Here is a 20,319-nt window from a genome sequence, read left to right as displayed (position 1 = left end):
CCCACACCATGTAGGCGGCAAGACGTTCAACCCCAGGATGGGCCGCCATGCAGACCGAAAACCCGATGATCGCCGATTTCGTCAAGGTGCTGAACAGCGCCGCCGGTACGCTGGCCGGGCTGGGCCGCGAAGCGGGCGAAACCGCCCGGGAAAAGGCGCGTGAAGTGTTTGGCGGCTTTGACTATGTCACCCGCGAGGAATTTGCCGCGGTCAAGGAAATGGCCGCCACCGCCCGTGAAGAGGCAGAAGCGCTCAAGGCCCGCATCGCCGCGCTCGAAGCGCGCCTTGCCGGCAACTCCGGCAGCGCCGACCAGGCCTGACCGCGCAAGGCAGTGGCGCGCCCAGTGTGCCACTGCCACGCCAGCCAGGTAAGGGCTGGATCAGGACGTCAGGGTGCGCGCCAGCGTCGCGTCGCAATCCAGGTGCCAGGCCAGGCCATCGGGCGCGTAATCCAGCGTCACGTCTGCTTTGAGGCTGCGCGACGGGATATGCCGGATCAACGTGGTACCAAACCCTGAATTTTCCGGCGGAGTCACCCGTGGCCCGCCGCGTTCGCGCCATTCGACCACGAACCGGTCGGCGCGATCCTCCCAATAGAGCCACACCTGCCCACCGGGCTGTGACAGCGCGCCATATTTGAGCGCATTGGTCGCCAACTCGTGCAGCGCCATGCCGATGATCTCGGCCGTGCGCGGCGAAAGCAGCATGTCTGGCCCACAGACCTTGACCAGCGCGCGGCTGTCGCGATCGAGGATCGCCAGTTGCGCGTCGACCAGCTCGGCCATGGGAATGTGCTGCCAGCCGCGCTTCACCAGCAAGTCCTGATTGGCCGACAGGCTCGACAGGCGGTTTTCAAAGCGGCGCAGGAATTCAGGATCACCCCCGCCCGAGCGGCGCGCCAGCGCCTGGACCACCGCCAGCATGTTCTTGGACCGGTGGTTCACTTCCATGAGGAGAAGGCGGATCTGCTCTTCCTTCTCCAGCATCTCGGTCACGTCGGTGTTGGTGCCGAACCAGTTGACGATACGGCCGGTCTCGTCGCGAATGGGCTTGGCCCGCGAGAGGAACCAGCGATAGCTGCCATCGCGCCCGCGCAAGGGATAGGTATCCTCCCATTCGCGGCCGGCAGCGATATCGCCGTAGAATTTCGAGACGACGCGTTCCAGATGATCGGGATGGTGCACCGAAAGCCGGCGCTGCCCCACGCACTGGTCCTCGCTCAGCCCGGTGTAATCGTACCAGCGCTTGTTGAACCACAGCAGGGTGCCGTGCGGATCGGTGACCCAGGTCAACTGCGAGATGTTGTCGGCCAGCATCTGCAGACGGTGTTCGCGCTCGGCCAGGGCAGTAAGCGCAGCGTGGCGCCGGGTCACGTCGCGGGCGATCTTGCTGGCGCCCACCACCGCGCCATCGGCGGCCAGGATCGGCGACACGGTCAGCGAGACGTGGAACTGGCTGCCGTCCTTGCGCTGGCGGATGGTTTCGAAGCTTTGCACCTGTTCGCCCCGCGCGATTCGGGCGATGATGTCGTCTTCTTCGGCCTGGCGATCGGCCGGGATCACGCGGCGTATCGACTGGCCCACCATCTCTGCTTCGCTAAACCCGAAGATGCGGGTGGCCGCCGGGTTCCACGTGAGAACGGTGCCATCCAGCGCCTTGCTGATGATGGCATCGTTCGATGATTGCACGATGGCAGAAAGGTGGGCTTCCGCCAGCACGTTTTCGCTCCGGTCCAAAGCCCCGTTGGCGGGCACCTTAGGCGGCAACGTCAGCATGTCAAACGGCCGATGGGACAGGGAAAAAAGGGTTGATCACAGCCCCACCGCCCTGAGCGCCTGGTCGAGATCCTCGATCAGGTCGTCCGGGTCTTCCAGGCCGACGTTGAGGCGCAGCATGCCTTCGCCCACGCCCATGTCGGCGCGGCCTTCGGGGCCCACGCCGTGGTGGGTGGTGGTGGCGGGGTGGCACATCAGCGAGCGCGAATCCCCGATGTTGTTGGAGATATCGATCAGCTTGAGCGCGTCGAGCAGGCCATGGGCCTGGCTGCGGCCGCCATCCAGCACGATCGAGAAGATCGTGCCGCCCGCGCTCATCTGGCGCATCGCCAGGTCATGCTGGGGATGGCTCTTGAGGCCGGGGTAAAGGATCGTCGGCACGCGCGCTTCGACGAATTCGGCCACCTTCTGGGCATTCTGGCTCTGCCGCTGGATGCGCAGGTCCAGCGTTTCCAGGCCCTTGAGCACGACCCAGGCGTTGAACGGGGCGCAGTTGGGGCCGGTGTTGCGCTGGAACGGCAAGAGCACGTTGTCGATGAAATCCTGGCTGCCGCACACCGCGCCGGCCAGCACGCGGCCCTGGCCGTCCATCATCTTGGTGGCTGAATAGGCCACCACGTCGGCGCCGAATTCCATCGGGCGCTGCAGGGCATAGGTGGCAAAGGCATTGTCCACCACCGTGGTGATGCCGTGGGCCTTGGCCAGCGTGCAGACATAGCCCATGTCGACGATGCCCATGGTCGGGTTGGCCGGGCTTTCGAAAAAGAACACCTTGGTGTTGGGCCGGATCGCCGCTTCCCACGCGGCATTGTCAGTCGCGTCGATCAGGGTGCCTTCCACGCCAAAGCGCGGCAGCAGGCTTTCCACCAGCCAGCGGCACGAACCGAACGCGGCCTTGGCCGCCACGATATGGTCCCCGGCGGAAAGCTGGCAGAGCAGGGCCGTGGTCATCGCGGCCATGCCGCTGGCCTGGGTGCGGCAGGCCTGCGCCCCTTCCATCAGGGCAATGCGCTCTTCCAGCATCGCCACCGTGGGGTTCTGCAGGCGGGAATAGGTCATGCCCGGTTGTTCACCGGCAAAGCGCGCGGCCACGGTGGCCGCGTCGTCATAGGCATAGCCCGAGGTGAGGAACAGCGCCTCGGACGTTTCGCCCATTTCCGAACGCCAGGTGCCACCGCGCACGGCCTTGGTGGCCGGGCGCCAGGATTGGGTGATCGAGCGGTCTTGTCCGGTGGTGCGTTTCATGGCCCGCAGCCTTAGTTTGGCAGGCCCGACCATGCAAGGCGTTGCAGGGGCAGGGGCCATTGCACCGGCGGGGGCATTTAGCGTATCGCGCCCGGTCAATGACCCAGCCCATTCCGCTGCCCCCGCGCGCATCCGAACCCGATCCGATCCGCGCCGGGCTGGCGATCGTGGCCTGTTTTGCCGTGCTGGTGTTCTGGCGCCTGGGCACGCCGTCCAAGATCATGTTCGATGAAGTGCATTACCTGCCGGCAGCCCGCCATCTCATCGCCCTGTCCAGCCGGCTCAATCCCGAACACCCCCTCCTGGGCAAGGAACTGATCGCGCTGGGCATGATGACCTGGGGTGACAACCCCTTTGGCTGGCGGTTCTTCAACGCGCTTTATGGCGTGATCGGGCTTTATGCCGCGATCCGCGCGTTCTGGTGGGCCAGCCTGTCGGCGCGCGGCACCGTGCTGTTTGCCCTGTTCATGGCCACCAACTTCATCTGGTTCGTGCTGGCGCGCATTGCCATCCTGGACATGGCGATGGCCGCTTCGCTGGCGCTGGCGTTCTGGCAGTGGGCACTGGCGGCGCGGCGCGGGGCGCGCGTGCACCTGGTCTTGGCCGGCCTGTTCATGGGCCTGTCGATGGGCGGCAAGTGGACTGGCGTGCCGCTGATGGTCTTTCCCGGCCTGTGGTATGCCTGGGCCCGCTGGCAGGCGAGCGCCGACGTCACCGGTCTGCGGCGGGGCCTGGCCTGGCTGATCGGGCGCCAGGGCGGGCCAGTGCCGGGCGTGTGCTTGGCAGAGGCGGCGGTGTGGCTGGGGATCTGGCCGGTGCTGGTCTATTTCGCCACCTTCATCCCGGCGATGTTCTACCAGGTCAACCCGCTCAGCCCGTGGCACCTGGTCGAATGGCAGCAGACCATGCTGAAACTGCAGGACAGCGTGGTGAAGCCACACCGTTATATGAGCCACTGGTACCAGTGGATGTTCAACGCGCGGCCGATCTGGTTCTTCTATGAAAAGTGGGACGGCGCGCAGCGCGGTGTGCTGATGATCGGCAATCCCTACAGCATGTGGGCGGGCCTGCCCGCGCTGCTGTGGTGCGCGGCCGATGGGGTGCAGGCGCTGCTGCGGCGCGGCCTGGCCCTGCCGGGGCGGTGGTGGCCCACCGGGCGCGACCGGCTCTCCGCGCTCTCGGGCATGGCGGCGCTGCTTTATGTCGGCGCGCTGTTCTTCTGGGCGATCAATGGCAAGCCGGTGCAGTTCTATTACCACTACCAGCTCGCCGCGGTGTTCCTCGATGCCGCTCTCGCCCTGGTGCTGGCGCAGTTGTGGCGGCGCGGATTGCGCTGGCCGACCTGGGCCAGCGTGGCGCTGACGCTGGTCGGCTTCGTCTATTTCTTCCCGATCCTGGCCGCCCTGCCACTGCCCGGCGTCAAGTCGTTCCGGCTGTTCACCTGGCTGCCGGTGTGGAAGTCATGATGGGCGTTGTGTCCTGACGGCACGGGGCTTCGATGCCAGGCGCCGCGCGGCGATGAGCGCGGCCGCCACAATCGCCCCCACGCAGGCGCAGGCCATGTCCTTTTGCGAGTCCCACAGATCGCCCTGCTGCCCGTTATAGGCGTCGGCGTCCTGGCCAGCGAGGAACACGGTGAGCAGCCATTCGAAAATCTCGTAAAGACAGCTTCCGGCCATCACAAACTCCACCGCGACATAGAGCGACAGGCGCGGCCCAACGCCGCCTTGCCGCATCAGCGCCTGGCGAATGGGGTGGACCATCAGCAGGCCGAACGAAAAGTGCACCAGCCGATCATAGGAATTGCGCGGCAGGCCGAGCAGGTGGTTGGGGCTAGGCAGGCCCAGACCCTGCGCCCAGTGTTCATAGGGCACGTAGGAATAGATGTATTTGCCGCCCAGTGCATGCAGCGCGAGAAAGCCGCAAAGGCACGCCAGGGCCGATGTCGGCTGCGGGCGTCGCCACGCCCACATGAAAACGCCGCCCAGAATGGCCAGTGTCGGGCCATTCTGCAGCGGCGCATAATAAGGATAGGGCGAAGTCAGCAGGCAATAGATGGTCCAGATGCCCGTTGCCGCCACGATCGCAATCTGCAAGCGGGGCAGCACACGGGCACCGGTTTCATCAGCCATACTTGCCCCAGACGAACTTGTTCGACAGCGCGAAGTTCCACACCGATGCCAGCACGATGCCGACCAGCGCGGCCGAGATCGGGTGGAAGCCCACGCGCACAAGGGCGGTGGATACGCCGATATTGGCAAGCATGCCGAACGCGCAGGTCGCGGCAAACTTGAGCCAGCCGCGCGCCAGCGGGAAGAAGCCGCGCAGGCGCTTGTCGGCATAGGTGAGTTCGTTGTTGAGCACGAAATTGAAGGTCATCGCCGTGATCGCCGCCAGGGTCTGGCCAACGATGAACGCGGTTTCCTTGGGATAGTGGCTCAGCGCCAATTCCCGGCCGAACAGGTGTAGCACCACATAGAGCACGGCGAGGTGGACCAGTGCACCCAGCGCCCCCACCGTGCCGAACAGGGCAAAGCGGGTGGGAATGATGCGGCCAAGCCACTTGTCGTAAAGGCCGATGAGAAATTCAAACACGACGGTCCGATCCAGTTTCGATTCGCCTTCGGCCCGTGCGGCGAAGTTCAGCGGAAATTCCTTTACCCGCAAAGGCGCGTCAACCGTGGCGAGAATGTCGAGCAGGATCTTGAAGCCCACGCCCGACAGGCGATGCGCATCGGCGCGCAGGGTGGCGGCCGGCAGCATGAAGAACCCGCTCATCGGGTCAGACAACTGCACGCCCGTCACCTTGCGGGCGATGGCATTGGCCAGGCCCGATGCCTTGACCCGGTCGGGCCGGCCCCAGGCCTCGGTGCTGGCCCCTTCGGCAAAGCGCGAGGCATAGGCCACATCGCATTCGCCGCTGGTGATCGCCGCCAGCATCTGCGGCAGCAGCGCCGGATCGTGCTGGTGGTCGCTGTCCATCACCGCGACGATGGGGGCGGCGCTGGCGCACATCCCCTCGATCGCGGCAGAGGCCAGGCCCCGGCGCCCGATCCGTTCGATCACCCGGATGCGCGGATCGGTGCGGCCGATGGCCCGCGCCACATTGGCGGTGCCATCGGGGCTGTTATCATCGACGAAGATCGCTTCCCAGGCGATGCCGGCAAGCGCCTTGTCGAGCCGTTCGACCATCGAGGCAATGTTCTTGCTCTCGTTGTAGGTCGGGAGAATGACTGCCAGTTGCAACATGGGGCGCGCGCTTACAGCTTTGCGAGCACCGCGTCACCAATTTCCGCAGTCCCGGCCGTTCCGCCCAGGTCTCCGCCCAGCACGCCATCGGCCAGTACGGCTGCCACGGCCGCCTCGATCCGGTCTGCCGCCTGGGCCAGGCCCAGCGAATGGCGCAGCAGCATGGCGGCCGACAGGATCGTCGCCATCGGGTTGGCCAGCCCCTTGCCGGCGATGTCGGGCGCCGAACCGTGGATCGGCTCATACAGGCCGAACGTACCGTGCGCGGTCTGGCGTTCACCCAGCGAGGCCGAGGCGAGCAGGCCGATCGAGCCCACGCACATGCTCGCCTGGTCAGACAGGATATCGCCAAAGAGGTTGCCGGTAACCACCACGTCGAACTTGCCGGGCGCGCGCACCAGCTGCATCGCGGCATTGTCGACATACATGTGTTCGAGTTCGACCTGCGGATAGTCCTTGGCCACGTCCACGATCACGTCGCGCCACAGCTGCGAGGTTTCCAGCACGTTGGCCTTGTCCACCGAGCACAGGCGCTTGCCCCGGCCCATCGCGGCGCGGAACGCGACGTGGGCGATGCGGCGCACTTCGCTTTCGCTGTACGACATGATGTCATAGCCTTCGCGCTCGCCCTTGGCGTTCTGGCGAAAGCCCTTTTCGCCAAAATAGACGTCGCCGTTCAATTCCCGCACGATCAGCAGGTCGATCGCACCGGCCACTTCCGGGCGCAGCGCTGAATGGCTTTCCAGGCCGGCAAAGACCTTGGCCGGGCGCAGGTTGGCAAACAGGGTCAGTTCCTTGCGCAGGCCCAGGATCGCCTGTTCGGGGCGCAGGTGGCGTTCCAGCGCATCGCAATCGGGATCGCCCACGGCGCCAAACAGGATGGCGTCGGACGCGCGCGCCAGGTCGAGCGTTTCGGCCGGCAGCGGGTGGCCCTTGGCCTTGTAGGCGCAGCCGCCCACCAGCGCTTCGTCCATCGCGATGCCAAGGTCGAGGGCCTCGATCACGCGGACCGCTTCACGCGTCACTTCGGGGCCGATGCCGTCACCGGGCAAAACCGCAATTTTCATGGTATGGGCCTTTTCAATCCGATCCGATGCGCTTCAGCCTGTCGAGCAGAATCGCGCGGGCCGCCATAACATCGCGCCGCCGTTCGGCAAGCAGTTGGCTTGCGATCGCCGGCCCCTGGGCATCGAGCAGGGCGAGCAGCCCGGGCCAACCGCCCGTGGCGGCGCGCGTCGGGGCCAGGCCATGGCCCGCCTCGCGCAGCAGCAGCGCTTCATAGCCGGCCAGCGCCCGCGCCCAGCCGCGCGCCGACGGCGCCAGGCAGATGGCATCGAGCAGCGCGGCCAATGCGCCGTGGATCGCGGGCAGGGGCAGGCCTTCGGGCAGGGCGGCGGCGGTCAGCGCGCAGGCCCAGGCGATGCCCGCGCTGGCCAGCGGTTCGCCCAGCCAGGGGCCACGGCTGGTGACCAGTTCCACCCGCGCGTTTGGCAGGCGGCTTTCGCTGCGCCGCACCAGGTCTGCCGCCACAAGGTTGCCCGGGATCAGCACGGGCCGCAGCGTGCGGCCGCGCGCGCCGGCAACATAGGCCGCAACCAGGCCCGTCTCGCTGCCCAGCAGGCGCACCACCGCGCCGGTTTCGCCATGCGCCAGCACTGCGCAGACGATCTGCGGCACTGGCCCGGCATCGGGAAGCGAAGGCGGCGTTGCGTCATCCATCACCTGCCTGCCTGTGCCGCGTGGCGTCGCCCAGGGCAAGCGTCCTGCCGGGAAAGTCCATTTCGGGCATTGGAACAAAGGCGCAAGTGCGTTAGGTTGCCAAGGATGAAGCAGCTATTCCAGCATGCCGCGATCACGCAGGGAATGACCGTCCGGGTGGCGGTCAATTTTCTGCCGGAGCAATCGCGCGTGGCGGCCGGCAAGTGGTTCTGGGTCTATCATATCCGCATCGAGAACGATTCGGCCGAGCCGGCCCAGTTGATCACCCGGCATTGGCGCATCACCGATGGGCGCGGCCATGTCAGCTTTGTCGATGGCGAAGGCGTGGTGGGCGAACAGCCCCGCCTGCTGCCGGGGCAGGCGCATGACTATGTCTCGGGCTGCCCGCTCGGCACGCCCACCGGCAGCATGGAGGGGCACTATACCATGCGCCGTGACGATGGCAGCGTGTTCGACGTGGCCATTCCGTTCTTTCCGCTGGCCGCCCCGGCCACGGCCAACTGACCGCCAAGCGAAGGGCGATACCACCAATGAAGCGGACCCATCTCCCGCTCAACGGGCTGCGCGTGCTCGACGCGGCCGCACGCCACCTGTCGTTCACCCGCGCGGCCGACGAGTTGGCGGTGACGCCCGCCGCCGTGGGCCAGCAGATCCGCGCGCTGGAAGACCTGCTCGGCGTCGTGCTGTTTCGCCGCACATCCAAGGGGCTGGAACTGACCGACGAGGCTGCGGCCGGCCTCGATGCCATCCGCGAGGGCTTCCTGCGCTTTGAAGAAGGCGTGCAGGCGATGCAGGCGGGGCAATCCAGCCACGTCTATACCATTGCCTGCCCGCGTGATTTCTTTGCCGCCTGGTTCAGCCAGCGGCTGGCCGCGTTTCGTGCCGAAAACCCGGCATTGCGCTTTTCGCTGGTCGGCGGCGATGGCGATATCGATTTTACCGAGGCCAATCTCGATCTGGCCGTGCGCTGGGCCGAAGGGCCGGGCGAACTCGAAGGCATTCCGCTCGGCGCGCCGCAAACCGTGATCGTCGCCGCGCCCGGCTTTGCCGACGTGAGCGGCGAAAACGGCGATGGCGCCTGGATCGGCTGGCCCGGTGATCCGGTGCCAGCGGGTGAGGGGCGCGAAGTGGCGTTTTCCGTGGGCGACGCCGGCACTGCGATCAGCGCCGCTGCGGCGGGCCTGGGCAAGGCGCGCGTGCCGCTGCTCCTGGCCGAATATGCGCTCTCGACCGGCCGCGTCGTCGCCCTGGGTGAGGTGGAGAACAGCCGGCGCGGCTATTGGCTGGTCGCTCCCTTGCCGCAGTGGCGCCAAAAAAAGGTCAAGGCCCTGGTTGCGGCCTTGGCGGAGGCCTGAATCCGCGCGATCCCGGCGTGACAGCGTTGGCAGACAACCTGCTGTAAAAAACCGTTGAAACGGCCACGCATACCACCTGTTAACCGCCTGGGTCCTATGCCCGCGAGATGGAACCCCTTAGTGGAAACCCTCAGGCGGAACAGGTTGGGATGGTCGCTGCCATCGCGGCCGAATCCTTGCCGCTGCGTCCGCGCCTGCGCGCCCGCAGCCGGGTGATAGGGGCGCTGCTGGGCGCGATCATGGATGGGGCCCACCGGCGCGCGTACCGCGGCGAGGCGATGGTCGCGGCCTATACGCACAATCTCTCCCGCCGCCTGCCGCTGCTGTCGTTGCTGGCGTTGCTGGCGGTCGGGCTGGTGATCATGCGGGTGGCCGGCACCGTGCCGTGGCCGGTGCTGGTGCCGGGCGTTGTCATGATGGTGTTCGTGGCAGAGCGCGGCTGGCACTGGCTGCCTGTGCAAGTGGAGCGCCGGCCTCTGGCGCTGCGGCGCAAGGATCTCGATGCGCTGCCAACCAGCGTGGGCCTTTCGGTGCTGTTTGCGGTGCTGTGGGCGCTCTATCTCTATTGTGTCGGCGGCGAGGCGCAGCGCGCATTGCTCTGCGTGTTGCTCTCGGTAATTTCCGTGGCAGGGGTGCTCGGGCTGGCGCATGCGCCGGCGGCGGCGCTGCGGCTGGTCTTTGCCTCCACCGTGCCGGCTTGCACCGTCTATCTCGTGGTGGATGGCGCGCACCTGTGGCCGGTGGTCCTGCTGCTGGTCATGGCCAATCTCACCGTGCTGGCCATGACATTCGGCTTCCATGCCGATTTCGTGCGGCTGGAACTGTCACGCCAGCAATTGGCGCGGCGCGAACGCCTGGCGGCGCGGCTGGCGGAAAGGAATTTCGAACAGGCCTCGCGCGATGCCCTGACCGGGGCCCTCAACCGCCGGGCAATCCTGGCGCGGTTGGATCAGGATGTGGCCCGGCATGAAGTGGCCCGGCATGAATTGGCAGCCCCGTGGCTGGCCCTGCTCGATCTCGACGGGTTCAAGCACGTCAACGACACCTATGGCCATGCCGCCGGTGATGATGTGCTGCGCGCGGTGGCCACGCGCATCGGTGCGATTTCCGGCGTCCTCGCGCATGGGCGCCTGGGCGGCGACGAATTCGCGATCCTGTTCGATGGCCGGCTCGACGCCACCGGCGTTACCGCTGCCGCGCAAGACCTGGCGCAGTCGGTGCGCGCGCCGGTGCTCCACAACGGGGTCAGCCTGCGCCTGCACGCTTCCACCGGCCTTCATCGCGTGCGCGGGCCCAGCGTGGGCGCCTGCCTGGAACGCGCCGACGCCGCGCTCTACAAGGCCAAGAAGCGGGGCGAGGGCGCCATCGTGCTATTTGGCCCGGACGACGAAACCGCCCTGCAGCAGCGCAGCGCGATGACTCGCCAGTTCAACGATTGCCTGTTGGATGATCGGCTGCGCCTGCTCTACCAGCCCTATTATGATGTGGACAGCCTGGCGGTCGTCGGGTTCGAGGCCTTTGCCCGCTGGTCGCCCGATGGGCAGACCTGGCTGGCACCGGGCGAGTTCATCGATCTGGCCGCGGCGACCGGCCGCACCGGCGAACTGACCCAGGCGGTGATGGGCCGGACGCTGGCGGAATGCGATGCCTGGCGCCAGGGGCTGACGGTGGCGATCAACCTGACCCCGCGCGATGTAACGCGCGAGGGCGCGGTCGACTCCCTTGCCCGGCTGGTGCGCGATGCCGGTGCCGATCCGGCGCGCTTCATGCTGGAAGTGACCGAAGCGGCGCTGATCGCCGATCCGCGCCGCGCCCACGCCCAGCTCGAGGCGTTCCGGGCGGCGGGTTTCCGCCTCGCGCTCGATGATTTCGGGGCGGGCTGGTCAAGCCTGTCGCAATTGCGCGATCTGCCGCTCGACATGGTCAAGATCGATCGCGGGCTGGCCGCCGCGCTGTCCAGCGATCCGGGCGCGCGGGCGATCGTGGGCACGATCGTCTCGTTTGCCTGGCAGTTGGGCATCGAGTGCATGATCGAAGGCGTGGAGGATGAAGCGCAGGTCGCCACGGCCCGCGCGCTCGGCATCCGCCTGATGCAGGGTTATCACTTTGCCCGGCCGGAACGTGCCGACGTGGCCCTGGCTGCGATGGGCCGCGCCGTCGCCTAAGCGCCGGTCAGTGCACGTCTACCAGCACCCGCTCCCCGCCCGGCGGAATCAGGCGGCGGAACAGGCGGCCGCGCTCGGAATAGAGCACGAGGCACAGCGATAGCAGCCCGCAGGTGACGAATGCCAGCGACAAGGGCCGCGCCGTGCCGTCATAGACCTGGCCGATGGCGATGCCGATCAGCGAGCCGATCAGCGTGCGCATGAACATCTGCATCGAACTGGCCGCGCCTGCGGTGCGGGCAAAGGGCTGCAGCGCGATCGAGCTGAAATTGGCGCCGATAAAGCCCATGGCGCAAATGTTGGCGGCCATCACCGGCATGAAGCGCAGCAGCGTCTGGTGCGGGCTGAAGGCGAAATGCACCTGCAACAGGCTGAGGCAGATGCATGCCAGCAGCGCCGTCTGCGACACGCGCCGCGCGCCAAAGCGTTCGACGATGCGGGCGTTGAAGAAATTGGAGAACGACAGGGACAGGGCCGTGGCGCCAAAGATCAGCGGAAAATAGTGCCCCGCGCCAAAGTGTTCGGCCACCAGCTGCTGCGAGCAGTTGATGTATCCGAACATCGCCCCGAAAACGAGCGCTGCCCCCAGGACGTAGCCGGCCGAAGACCGCTCGATCGCCGAATGGGCCATGTTGCGCGCGATGGTCATCGGCATGATCGGCTGGCGGTTGGCCGGGTCGAGCGTTTCGGGCAGGCGCATGAACACCCACACGCCCATGATCGTTGCCAGCACCGCCAGCACCCCGAAGATCCAGCGCCAGCCGGCAAACAGCAGCACGAATTGCCCCACACTGGGCGCCAGCATCGGCACGACCATGAACACGGTGGAGACGGTCGAGAGGGTGCGTGCCATCTGGTCTCCGGCAAAGCGATCGCGCACGATCGCGGCCGGCAGCACCGCCACGCCGGCACTCGACACCGCATGCAGCGCGCGCAGCACCAGCAGGGTATCGAAATCAGGCGCCATGGCGCAGCCCAGGGCCAGCGCGACATAGAGCACGATCGTGACCAGCAGCACCGGGCGCCGGCCATGGCGATCGGCCAGCGCGCCAGGCACCAGCGCGCCCACGCCGGCCGAAACCAGGAATATCCCCACCACCAGCTGGCGGCGATTGGGATCGCTGACGCCCAGGTCTGCGGCGATCTGCCCGAGCCCAGGCAGCATGGCATCGATGGCCAGCGCCTGAAGCGCCATGAGCAGCGCCATCATGGCAATGAATTCGCGCCCACCCAGCGCCTTGATCGGGCGCCGTCGGGCTGGATAGTCAGGTTGCATAACGATCCTATGGCAGGCAGGGCGCGGCAATCCAAGGTTTTGTTGCAGCCCTTGACCGTTGTTTGTGGCATGACGGACGCCGCATTCATGCCGATGTCCGAATCCCCGCCTTCGCCCCCTTTTCCCGTGCCCGATGCCGATGAGGCGCCGGGCCTGCGCAAGATCATCCATGTCGACATGGATGCCTTCTATGCCAGCGTGGAGCAGCGCGACGCGCCCGAGCTGCGCGGCAAGCCTGTGGCCGTGGGTGGCAATGCCGCGCGCGGGGTGGTGGCTGCGGCCAGCTATGAGGCGCGCAAGTTCGGCGTGCGTTCGGCCATGCCCTCGGCGCGGGCGGTGCAACTGTGCCCTGATCTGATCTTCCGCCGGCCGCGCTTCGATGTCTATCGCACGGTGTCGCAACAGATCCGCGCGATCTTTCTGGATTACACCCCCGATGTGGAGCCGCTGTCGCTCGACGAGGCCTATCTCGATGTCACGCGTGACTTGCGCGGGATCGGATCGGCGACGCGCATCGCCGAACTGATCCGGCAGCGCATCCGCGCGCAGACCGGGCTGACCGCCAGCGCCGGGGTGTCCTACAACAAGTTCCTGGCCAAGCTGGCGAGTGACCAGAACAAGCCCGATGGCCTGTGCGTGATCCGCCCGGGTGAGGGGGCGGCCTTCGTCGCCGGCCTGCCGGTAGCGCGCTTTCATGGGGTGGGGCCGCGCGGCGCGGAAAAGATGGCGGCGCTGGGCATTGCCACCGGGGCAGACCTGCGCGCGCAAAGCCTGGCCACCTTGCGCCAGCATTTTGGTGCCCAGGCCGATTATCTCTATCGCGCCGCGCGGGGAATCGATCTGCGCGTGGTAACCGCCGATCGTCCGCGCAAGTCTGTGGGGGCAGAGCGCACGTTTGATCGAGACCTGTCGTCGGGCCCAGTCCTGCGCGAAACGCTGGAAACGATCATCGACCTGGCGTGGGATCGCGTGGCGCGGGCCGACGTGACTGGTCGCACTGTGACGCTCAAGCTCAAGTTCAAGGATTTTACGGCGATGAGCCGCGCCCGTTCGCTGGCAACCCCGGTGGCGAGCCGCGATGCCCTAGCCGATGTGGCACGCGGCCTGCTCGACCAGGTCTTGCCGCTGCCACAGCCGGTGCGGCTGATGGGGGTAACGCTCTCGGCACTGGACGAGCCGGGCCAGCCAGCCGCTGTCGCCGCGCCGCCGGGGCAGGCGCAGCTCCCTTTTTGACGCCTATTGCTGCTGCTGGCGCGCGTAATCCTGCCACAAGGCGATCATCTCGCGCGTGGCGGGGCTGGTGGTCTCGGGCAAAGCCGCGACGGGAAAGAATGCGGCGTCGAGCAGTTCGCGTCCATCGGCGCGCGGGCTGCCCAGCGCGGTTCCCGCCACCAGCGCGATCTGGTTGAGCCAGCCGCCGCGATCGCGCAGGTGATCGGTAAAATGCACCGCATCGTGCAGCGTGCAGCCGGTTTCCTCGGCCAGTTCGCGCGCGGCGGTTGCCACCGGGCTTTCCCCGCGCGCCAGGCCTCCGCCGGGCAGCATCCAGGCATGGCTGTGGTGATAGCTGTGCCGCACCAGCAGCACGCGGCCTTGCGCATCGCGCGCCACGACCATGCAGCCGGGCACCGGCACGCGGCGCCAGCGCCACCAGGCCACGCGCAGCCGATGGGCCAGCCGCAGCAGGGCGCGGTGCCAGGAAGATGGAAACCAGGCGGGCATGCCCTTGGCCTAGCGGCTAGAGCCACCGAAATCGAGCCTTTCGCGCATCCTGCGCGCGGGCCTGTGGCTTACCCTGGCTGCGGCAATGGGTGGGGCAGACAATGGGCAAGCAGGCGCAGGGCATGGCGGGATCGGCATCGTTGGCGGGGCAGGCCTTGTGGCGCTGGCCAGACTGGCGCTGGCGCATGGCCTCACCGCGCTTTGGCAAATCCCCGCTGGCCGCGCTCCTTGCCGAAGTAGCGCTCTTGGGCAGTGTGGCGGCGCTGCTTGCCATGCTCGGCTGGGTACTTTTGGCGCCGCTCGCGCCGGCGACAGTGGGCGATAGCGTGGGCCTGGTGGTGCTTGATGCCCCGGCACGCGCCGCGCTTTTTGCCCAATTCGATCCATTTGCGCGCGATGTGCCAGATGGCGGGGGCGCTGGCGGTGAGGGGGGCGCGGCGCTGCCGTTCACTCTGCTCGGCACGCGATCCACAGCCGATGGGCAGGGCGGCGGCGCGATTCTGGCCGACGCCGACGGGGTGCAGCGCGCGGTGCCGCAGGGGGCGGACATCGCGCCTGGCGTGCGGCTGGTGCAGGTGGCGTTCGATCATGTGGTGCTGCAGCGCGCCGGGGGCACGCTGGTGCTGCGCCTCGCCGCGCAGGATGGCCGACCGGCTGACAGCACCGGCGGCAAGCCACCGGCGCCCCGCTTCCGCCTTGCCGATGCCGAGCACGGCGCGCCAGGATTGATCGTGTCTGGCGCAGTGGGCGAGGCGCAGTTCCTGGGCCTTTTGCCGGGAGACCGGATCGTGGCGCTGCGTGGCAAGCCCGTGCGCGACGCGCGCGATGCCCGGCAGATCGAAGCCATGCTGGCGGCCGGTCAGGCCGTTGCGGTAACGGTGCACCGCGCCGGGCACGATCTGGCGCTCTCGCTTGGCCCGGCCGGCGGGGGACAATGATGGGGCGGCTTTTGAAGTGTGAGGGCTTGGCCAGGCTTGCCGCACTGGCGCTCGCGCTGGCTTGGCCGCTGGCAGCACAGGCGCAGTTTCGCCTCAACGTGCGCGAGGCGGATATGCGCGCCTTCATCGCCGATGCCGCCGAGGTGACTGGCCGCACGTTCATCGTCGACGCGCGGGTTGCCGGCAAAGTCAGCGTGGCGAGCGAGCGGACCTTGAGCGCCAGCGAATATTTCGAGGTGTTTTTGGCCACGCTGCGTGCCAACGGCCTCGTCGCCGTCCCCACCGGCAACGGCGCCTTTCGCATCCAGCCGGTGGAGGGCGCAGCCAGCCAGCCCACCGCCGCACCCGCCGGGCGCGGCATGGCGGCGCGCAACCAGATGGTCACCGAAATCGTGCGCCTGCGCGCTGCCGATGCGGTCCAGGCACTCGACACGCTGCGCCCGCTGGTCAGCAAGGATGGCGCGCTCACGGCCAACAAGGCGGCCAATTCGCTGGTCGTGGTCGATTATGCCGACAACCTCGCTCGCATTCGCGCCTTGGTACGCCAGATCGACCAGGACCGGGCCACCGTGCTGACGCTCGATCTGGCCCATGCCGGCGCGCGTGAGGTGGCAAGCGCCCTGGCCCAACTGGTGGCTGCGGGCGAAGGCGGGCGCAGCGCGGCGAGCGTCGTGGCCGTGGACAGCGCCAATGCCGTGGTGCTGCGCGGTGACCCCGCTACCCTGGCGCGGCTGGCCGATGTGGCGCGGCGGCTGGATGCGCGCGCCGGGCAGGGCGGGGCGATCCGCGTGATCTGGCTCGACCATGCCGATGCCGCGCTGCTCGTGCCCGTGCTCGAACGGCTGGTGGGCGGCAGCGGCGGAGAGGCCAGCGCCGGATCGGCCGCGCCGGTGTCGCTGGGCAATATGGGTAGCGCTGGGGCCAGCGCCGCTGCGGGCAGCGCCAGTGCGCCGGGCCAGGAGGCGAGCGTGCCGGCCAATCCCTCCGGCGGTACCACCGGCGGCCTGGGCAATGGCCCCATCCGCCTCGATGGCGGGCGCGGCACGGCGACGATCACCCGCTATCCCGGTGCCAATGCCGTGATCATTGCCGCCCCGGCCGATGAACAGCGCCGCCTGGCCGATCTGGTCCATGCCCTCGATCTGCCGCAGCAGCAGGTGCTGGTCGAGGCGATCATCGTCGAAGTGTCTGACGATGTGGCGCAAAAACTGGGTGTGCAACTGCTTGTCGGCGGCAAGGATGCGCCCTTTGCCGTCACCAGCTTTTCCAACGGCGCGGCCAATATCCTCGATCTAGCCGGCGGCCTCTATGCCGATCGGCTGGATCAGACGACCACGGTGATCAATGGCGCCACTGTCACCACCAGCACCTCTGGCGCCACGGCTGATCTCTTGCGCCAGAATGCCGCGCAGGCTGCGCTTGCCGCGCGCGGCGGCATTGCCGGCTGGGCGACCAGCCTGGGCGGATCGGGCTTTTTCGGCACCCTGATCGATGCCGTGCGGGCCGACAGCAAGTCCAACGTGCTGTCCACCCCGCATATCGTCACCAACAACAACGTCCCGGCCTCCATTCTGTTTGGCAAGGAAATCCCGGTGGCGACGGGAGAGGCGCTGTCCAATTCGCTGACCGGCGCATTCCGTACGATCCAGCGCCAGAACGTGGGGATAGAGCTGGACGTGACGCCGCAGATCAACGCCGGCAATGCCGTGCGGCTCGATCTGCGGCAGCAGGTCAGTTCGGTGGCGGGGCCGGTCTCGTCCACCAACAGCGAACTGGTGGTCAACAAGCGGGAGATCCGAACCACCGTCACTATTGGCGATGGCGAGATCATCGCGCTGGGCGGCCTGCTCGACGATGCCGAGCGGCGCACGCTGGAAAAGGTGCCGCTGCTGGGCGATGTGCCGCTGCTGGGCGAACTGTTCCGCTCTCGCAGCAAAAGCCATGTGAAAACCAACCTGATGGTGTTCATTCGCCCCACCATCCTGCGCGACGGGGCAGGCCGGACGGCGCTGACGGCGCGGCGTATGGATGCCGTGCGCGGCGCGCAGGTGGCCTATGCCCCGGGGCAGGAACCGTCGATCGATGAACTGGTCCGCGATTACCTGGGAACGGCACGGCCAGCAGCAAGCGGGGCCAGCGACACGGTGATCCGTCCGCCCGGTCCGGCGGTAGCCCAAACCGGGGTGCAGCCGTGATGCCGGTGGAGGACACCGCCACCTGGCGCCCCGATTACGCTGCGGCCCGCACCATGGGCCTGCTGGTGGAGGGGCGCGAGCCAGGCGGGCTGGCCGTGGTCTTGCGCGAAGGAGCCAGCGCGCTGACGCTGCTCGACGTGCGGCGGCTGGGCGGGCCGATCGCCAGCTGGCGCCGCGTGCCGCCCCCCGCGTTCGAGGCGCTGCTGGCGCAGGTCTATGCCGATGGTGCCATGGCCGCCGCCGATGCGCTGGCACGCGATGATACAGCACCCGCCGCGCTCGATCTGCCCAGCGCGGAAGATCTGTTGGGCAGCACCGATGATGCCCCGGTGATCCGCCTGATCAATGGCCTTTTGGCCGAAGGGCTGCGCCAGGGGGCGTCGGATATCCATCTGGAACCCTATGAGCAGGCGCTGGTCGTGCGCCTCCGCCGTGATGGGCAACTCGCCGAAATGCTGCGCCTGCCCGCGCATGTCGCGCCGCTTCTCGCCAGCCGCATCAAGGTCATGGCGCGGCTCGACATCGCCGAACGGCGCCTGCCGCAGGACGGGCGCATGGCGCTCGATCTCGCCGGTAGGCTGGTTGACGTGCGCGTGTCCACGCTGCCCTCGCGCGCGGGAGAGCGGGTCGTGCTGCGCCTGCTCGACAAGGCGCGCGCCGGCATCGATCTGGCGGCGCTCGGGCTGGATACGGCGGCCGATGCCGTGCTGCGCCGGGCGTTGACCCAGCCCAATGGCATCGTGCTGGTCACCGGGCCAACCGGTTCGGGCAAGACCACCACGCTCTATGCCGCGCTTGGCCTGCTGCGCGATGACGCGCGCAATATCCTCACGGTCGAAGACCCGGTGGAATATGCCGTCGATGGCGTGGGGCAAACCCAGGTCAATTCGCGCCTGGGCCTCACCTTCGCGGCCGGGTTGCGCGCGATCTTGCGGCAAGACCCTGACGTGGTGATGGTGGGCGAAATTCGCGACGCCGAAACCGCGCAGATTGCCGTGCAGGCTGCGCTGACCGGGCATCTCGTGCTGGCAACGGTGCATACCAACGATGCGGTTGGCGCCGTTACCCGGCTGCGCGACATGGGGGTGGAGCCGTTCCTGCTGGCCGCCACGCTGCGCGCCGTGCTGGCGCAGCGGCTGGTGCGGCGGCTGTGCCCGCAATGCCGCGCCCCGGCACCGGTCGCACCGCACCTGGCTGCGGCGCTGGGCCTGCCCGTGGATACGATGGTCAGCGATGCCTCGGGCTGCGCGGCTTGTGGCGACAGCGGGCACCAAGGCCGCGTCGGCGTGTTCGAGGCGCTGTGGGCCGATGATGGCCTGCGCCGCCTGATCCACGACGACGCGGGCGAAGATGCGCTGCGGGCCCATGCCTTTACCACCAGCCCGCGCCTGGCCGATGCGGCGCGGGCCTTGGTCCTGGCCGGCACGATCGGCACGGCAGAGGCCGCGCGCATCCTGCGGCAGGACCAGGGATGAGCCGCACGGCGTTCACCTATCGCGCGCTCGATCGCCATGGGCGTGAGCGGCAGGGCCGCCTGGCCGCGCCCGATCCTGCTGCCGCGCGGCAGAACCTGGCGGCGCGCGGCTGGCATGTGCTGCGCGTCGATCCTGCACAACCGCGCGACGTGCGGCCGGTTGCCCGGCTGCGGCTGGGCCTGGCCCGGCGCGCGCTGCTCACCCGGCAACTGGCCGCGCTCGTCGCCGTCAGCCCGGTGGAAGAAGCGCTGCGCACCATGCTGCGCCAGGCCGGCACCACGCGGGAAGGCGCGGTGATCGGCGCAGTCCACGCCGGAGTGTGCGAGGGGCTGGGCCTGGCCGAGGCGATGGGCCGCGCGCCGCGCGCGTTCCCCCCGGTCTATCGCGCGATGATCGGCGCGGGGGAAAGCGCCGGGCGCCTGCCGCAGATCGCCGCCCGCCTGGCGGATCTGGCCGAGCGGCAGGTGCAGGTGCGCGCGCGCCTGGCGGGTGCGCTGGCCTATCCCCTGGCGTTGGCAGCGGTGGCCGTGGCGGTGGTTACCGGCCTGATGGTAGCCGTGGTGCCGCGCGTGGTGGAGCAGTTCGACGCGGCCAGCCGGCAACTGCCATGGCTGACGCGCGCGGTCATCGCGGTGTCGGGCTTTCTCGCCACCTGGGGCTGGGCCATGCTGCTGGCGATCGTGCTGGGCGGGCTGGCGTTTGTCCGCGCGCTGGCATGGCTGCCGTTTCGCGCGCGGGTGGATCATGCGCTGTTGCGCCTGCCCGTGCTCGGGCCGCTGTGGCGCGATGCTCAGGCCGCTGCCTTGGCGCGCACGCTGGCGACGATGATCGCGGCGCGCCTGCCGCTGCTCGAAGGCTTGCGCCTGTCTGCGCGTACGGCGGCCAATCACAGCCACGCCCGTGCCCTGGCACAGGTGGCGCAAGGCGTGCGCGAGGGCGGTTCGCTCGCCGCAGGGCTCAGCCAGGCCGGGCTGTTTCCGCCGCTGCTCATAGCCATGGCTGCTAGTGGCGAGGCATCGGGCCAGCTTGGCCCCCTGCTGGAAAGCGCGGCCGAAGCGCTGGATCGCGCGTTCGAGGCTACGGCCGCCACCGCGCTCGCTCTGCTGGAGCCAGCGATCATTGTGGTGATGGGCGCGATCGTGGCGCTGATCATCCTCGCGATCCTGCTGCCGATCCTGCAATTGCAAACCCTTGTTGGAAATTGA

The 20,319-nt window shown here is 68.1% G+C and carries 18 protein-coding genes; 10 read left to right on the top strand and 8 right to left on the bottom strand.

Annotated elements, in window-relative coordinates:
• The first annotated feature begins 47 nt into the window (after nt 1-47).
• Nucleotides 48-320 (top strand): accessory factor UbiK family protein, encoded by a 273-nt coding sequence (locus tag IP65_RS03035; RefSeq protein ID WP_054130696.1) that lies wholly within the window; start codon nt 48-50, stop codon nt 318-320.
• Nucleotides 321-380: 60 nt separating this feature from the next.
• On the opposite strand, the gene IP65_RS03030 is transcribed toward IP65_RS03035, so the two are convergent.
• Together IP65_RS03030 and IP65_RS03025 are read right to left on the bottom strand one after the other, a co-directional pair.
• Nucleotides 381-1,775 (bottom strand): PAS domain S-box protein, encoded by a 1,395-nt coding sequence (locus IP65_RS03030; protein ID WP_211183296.1) that lies wholly within the window; start codon nt 1,773-1,775, stop codon nt 381-383.
• A gap of 36 nt (nt 1,776-1,811) precedes the next feature.
• Nucleotides 1,812-3,020, bottom strand: a complete 1,209-nt coding sequence (locus tag IP65_RS03025) for a PLP-dependent aspartate aminotransferase family protein (RefSeq protein ID WP_054130695.1) — start codon at nt 3,018-3,020, stop codon at nt 1,812-1,814.
• A 98-nt stretch (nt 3,021-3,118) separates the two neighbouring features.
• On the opposite strand from IP65_RS03025, the gene IP65_RS03020 reads away from it, so the two are divergent.
• Nucleotides 3,119-4,486: a phospholipid carrier-dependent glycosyltransferase gene (locus IP65_RS03020; protein WP_054130694.1), complete on the top strand. Its 1,368-nt coding sequence runs from the start codon at nt 3,119-3,121 to the stop codon at nt 4,484-4,486.
• Here the strand turns inward: IP65_RS03020 and IP65_RS03015 are convergent.
• Genes IP65_RS03015 through IP65_RS03000 form a run of 4 tightly spaced genes read right to left on the bottom strand, consistent with a single transcriptional unit; the run spans nt 4,481 to nt 7,988 of the window.
• Nucleotides 4,481-5,152: a DUF2238 domain-containing protein gene (locus IP65_RS03015; protein ID WP_054130693.1), complete on the bottom strand. Its 672-nt coding sequence runs from the start codon at nt 5,150-5,152 to the stop codon at nt 4,481-4,483. The genes IP65_RS03020 and IP65_RS03015 overlap by 6 nt on opposite strands.
• On the bottom strand, nt 5,145-6,269 hold the full coding sequence (locus tag IP65_RS03010) for a glycosyltransferase family 2 protein (protein ID WP_022676770.1): 1,125 nt from the start codon (nt 6,267-6,269) through the stop codon (nt 5,145-5,147). The genes IP65_RS03015 and IP65_RS03010 overlap by 8 nt, the downstream gene beginning before the upstream one ends.
• Before the next feature lie 11 nt (nt 6,270-6,280).
• The gene (gene leuB / locus IP65_RS03005) at nt 6,281-7,336 is read right to left on the bottom strand and encodes a 3-isopropylmalate dehydrogenase (RefSeq protein WP_022676771.1); all 1,056 of its coding nucleotides are present in this window, start codon (nt 7,334-7,336) and stop codon (nt 6,281-6,283) included.
• A gap of 13 nt (nt 7,337-7,349) precedes the next feature.
• A complete protein-coding gene (locus IP65_RS03000; protein WP_054130692.1) occupies nt 7,350-7,988 on the bottom strand; it encodes a DNA repair protein RecO C-terminal domain-containing protein in 639 nt (212 codons plus the stop codon).
• A 105-nt stretch (nt 7,989-8,093) separates the two neighbouring features.
• Between IP65_RS03000 and apaG the strand changes: the two genes are divergently transcribed.
• The 3 genes from apaG to IP65_RS02985 all read left to right on the top strand — a co-directional run bounded on the left by apaG (nt 8,094) and on the right by IP65_RS02985 (nt 11,508).
• Nucleotides 8,094-8,492 carry a Co2+/Mg2+ efflux protein ApaG gene (gene apaG, locus IP65_RS02995; protein WP_022676260.1) on the top strand — a complete coding sequence of 133 codons (399 nt, stop codon included), beginning with the start codon at nt 8,094-8,096 and terminating at the stop codon, nt 8,490-8,492.
• A gap of 26 nt (nt 8,493-8,518) precedes the next feature.
• Nucleotides 8,519-9,343, top strand: a complete 825-nt coding sequence (locus IP65_RS02990) for a LysR family transcriptional regulator (protein WP_054130691.1) — start codon at nt 8,519-8,521, stop codon at nt 9,341-9,343.
• A 149-nt stretch (nt 9,344-9,492) separates the two neighbouring features.
• Nucleotides 9,493-11,508, top strand: coding sequence for a bifunctional diguanylate cyclase/phosphodiesterase (locus tag IP65_RS02985; protein ID WP_231627526.1), 2,016 nt, complete (start codon nt 9,493-9,495; stop codon nt 11,506-11,508).
• A 7-nt stretch (nt 11,509-11,515) separates the two neighbouring features.
• Here the strand turns inward: IP65_RS02985 and IP65_RS02980 are convergent, their stop codons facing one another.
• Nucleotides 11,516-12,784, bottom strand: coding sequence for a multidrug effflux MFS transporter (locus tag IP65_RS02980; RefSeq protein ID WP_054130690.1), 1,269 nt, complete (start codon nt 12,782-12,784; stop codon nt 11,516-11,518).
• 93 nt (nt 12,785-12,877) lie between these two features.
• Between IP65_RS02980 and dinB the strand changes: the two genes are divergently transcribed.
• A complete protein-coding gene (gene dinB, locus IP65_RS02975) occupies nt 12,878-14,017 on the top strand; it encodes a DNA polymerase IV (protein ID WP_054130904.1) in 1,140 nt (379 codons plus the stop codon).
• Between the two features lie 3 nt (nt 14,018-14,020).
• Here the strand turns inward: dinB and IP65_RS02970 are convergent, their stop codons facing one another.
• Entirely contained in the window at nt 14,021-14,506 is a 486-nt protein-coding gene (locus IP65_RS02970) for an NUDIX domain-containing protein (protein WP_022676255.1), read from the bottom strand.
• Nucleotides 14,507-14,628: 122 nt separating this feature from the next.
• Here IP65_RS02970 and IP65_RS02965 point away from each other — a divergent pair, with 122 nt between their 5' ends.
• The 4 genes from IP65_RS02965 to IP65_RS02950 are packed head-to-tail and all read left to right on the top strand — an operon-like array spanning nt 14,629 to nt 20,319.
• Nucleotides 14,629-15,444, top strand: a complete 816-nt coding sequence (locus tag IP65_RS02965; RefSeq protein WP_197279197.1) for a type II secretion system protein N — start codon at nt 14,629-14,631, stop codon at nt 15,442-15,444.
• Between the two features lie 26 nt (nt 15,445-15,470).
• Nucleotides 15,471-17,639: a type II secretion system secretin GspD gene (gspD, locus tag IP65_RS02960; RefSeq protein WP_231627525.1), complete on the top strand. Its 2,169-nt coding sequence runs from the start codon at nt 15,471-15,473 to the stop codon at nt 17,637-17,639.
• On the top strand, nt 17,639-19,114 hold the full coding sequence (locus tag IP65_RS02955; protein ID WP_054130688.1) for a GspE/PulE family protein: 1,476 nt from the start codon (nt 17,639-17,641) through the stop codon (nt 19,112-19,114). The genes gspD and IP65_RS02955 overlap by 1 nt, the downstream gene beginning before the upstream one ends.
• Entirely contained in the window at nt 19,111-20,319 is a 1,209-nt protein-coding gene (locus IP65_RS02950; protein ID WP_054130687.1) for a type II secretion system F family protein, read from the top strand. The genes IP65_RS02955 and IP65_RS02950 overlap by 4 nt, the downstream gene beginning before the upstream one ends.

Source organism: Novosphingobium sp. AAP1 (assembly GCF_001295765.1).
In the GTDB taxonomy this organism is placed as follows: Bacteria; Pseudomonadota; Alphaproteobacteria; order Sphingomonadales; family Sphingomonadaceae; genus Novosphingobium; species Novosphingobium capsulatum.
This window is presented reverse-complemented; position numbering and strand designations above follow the sequence as displayed.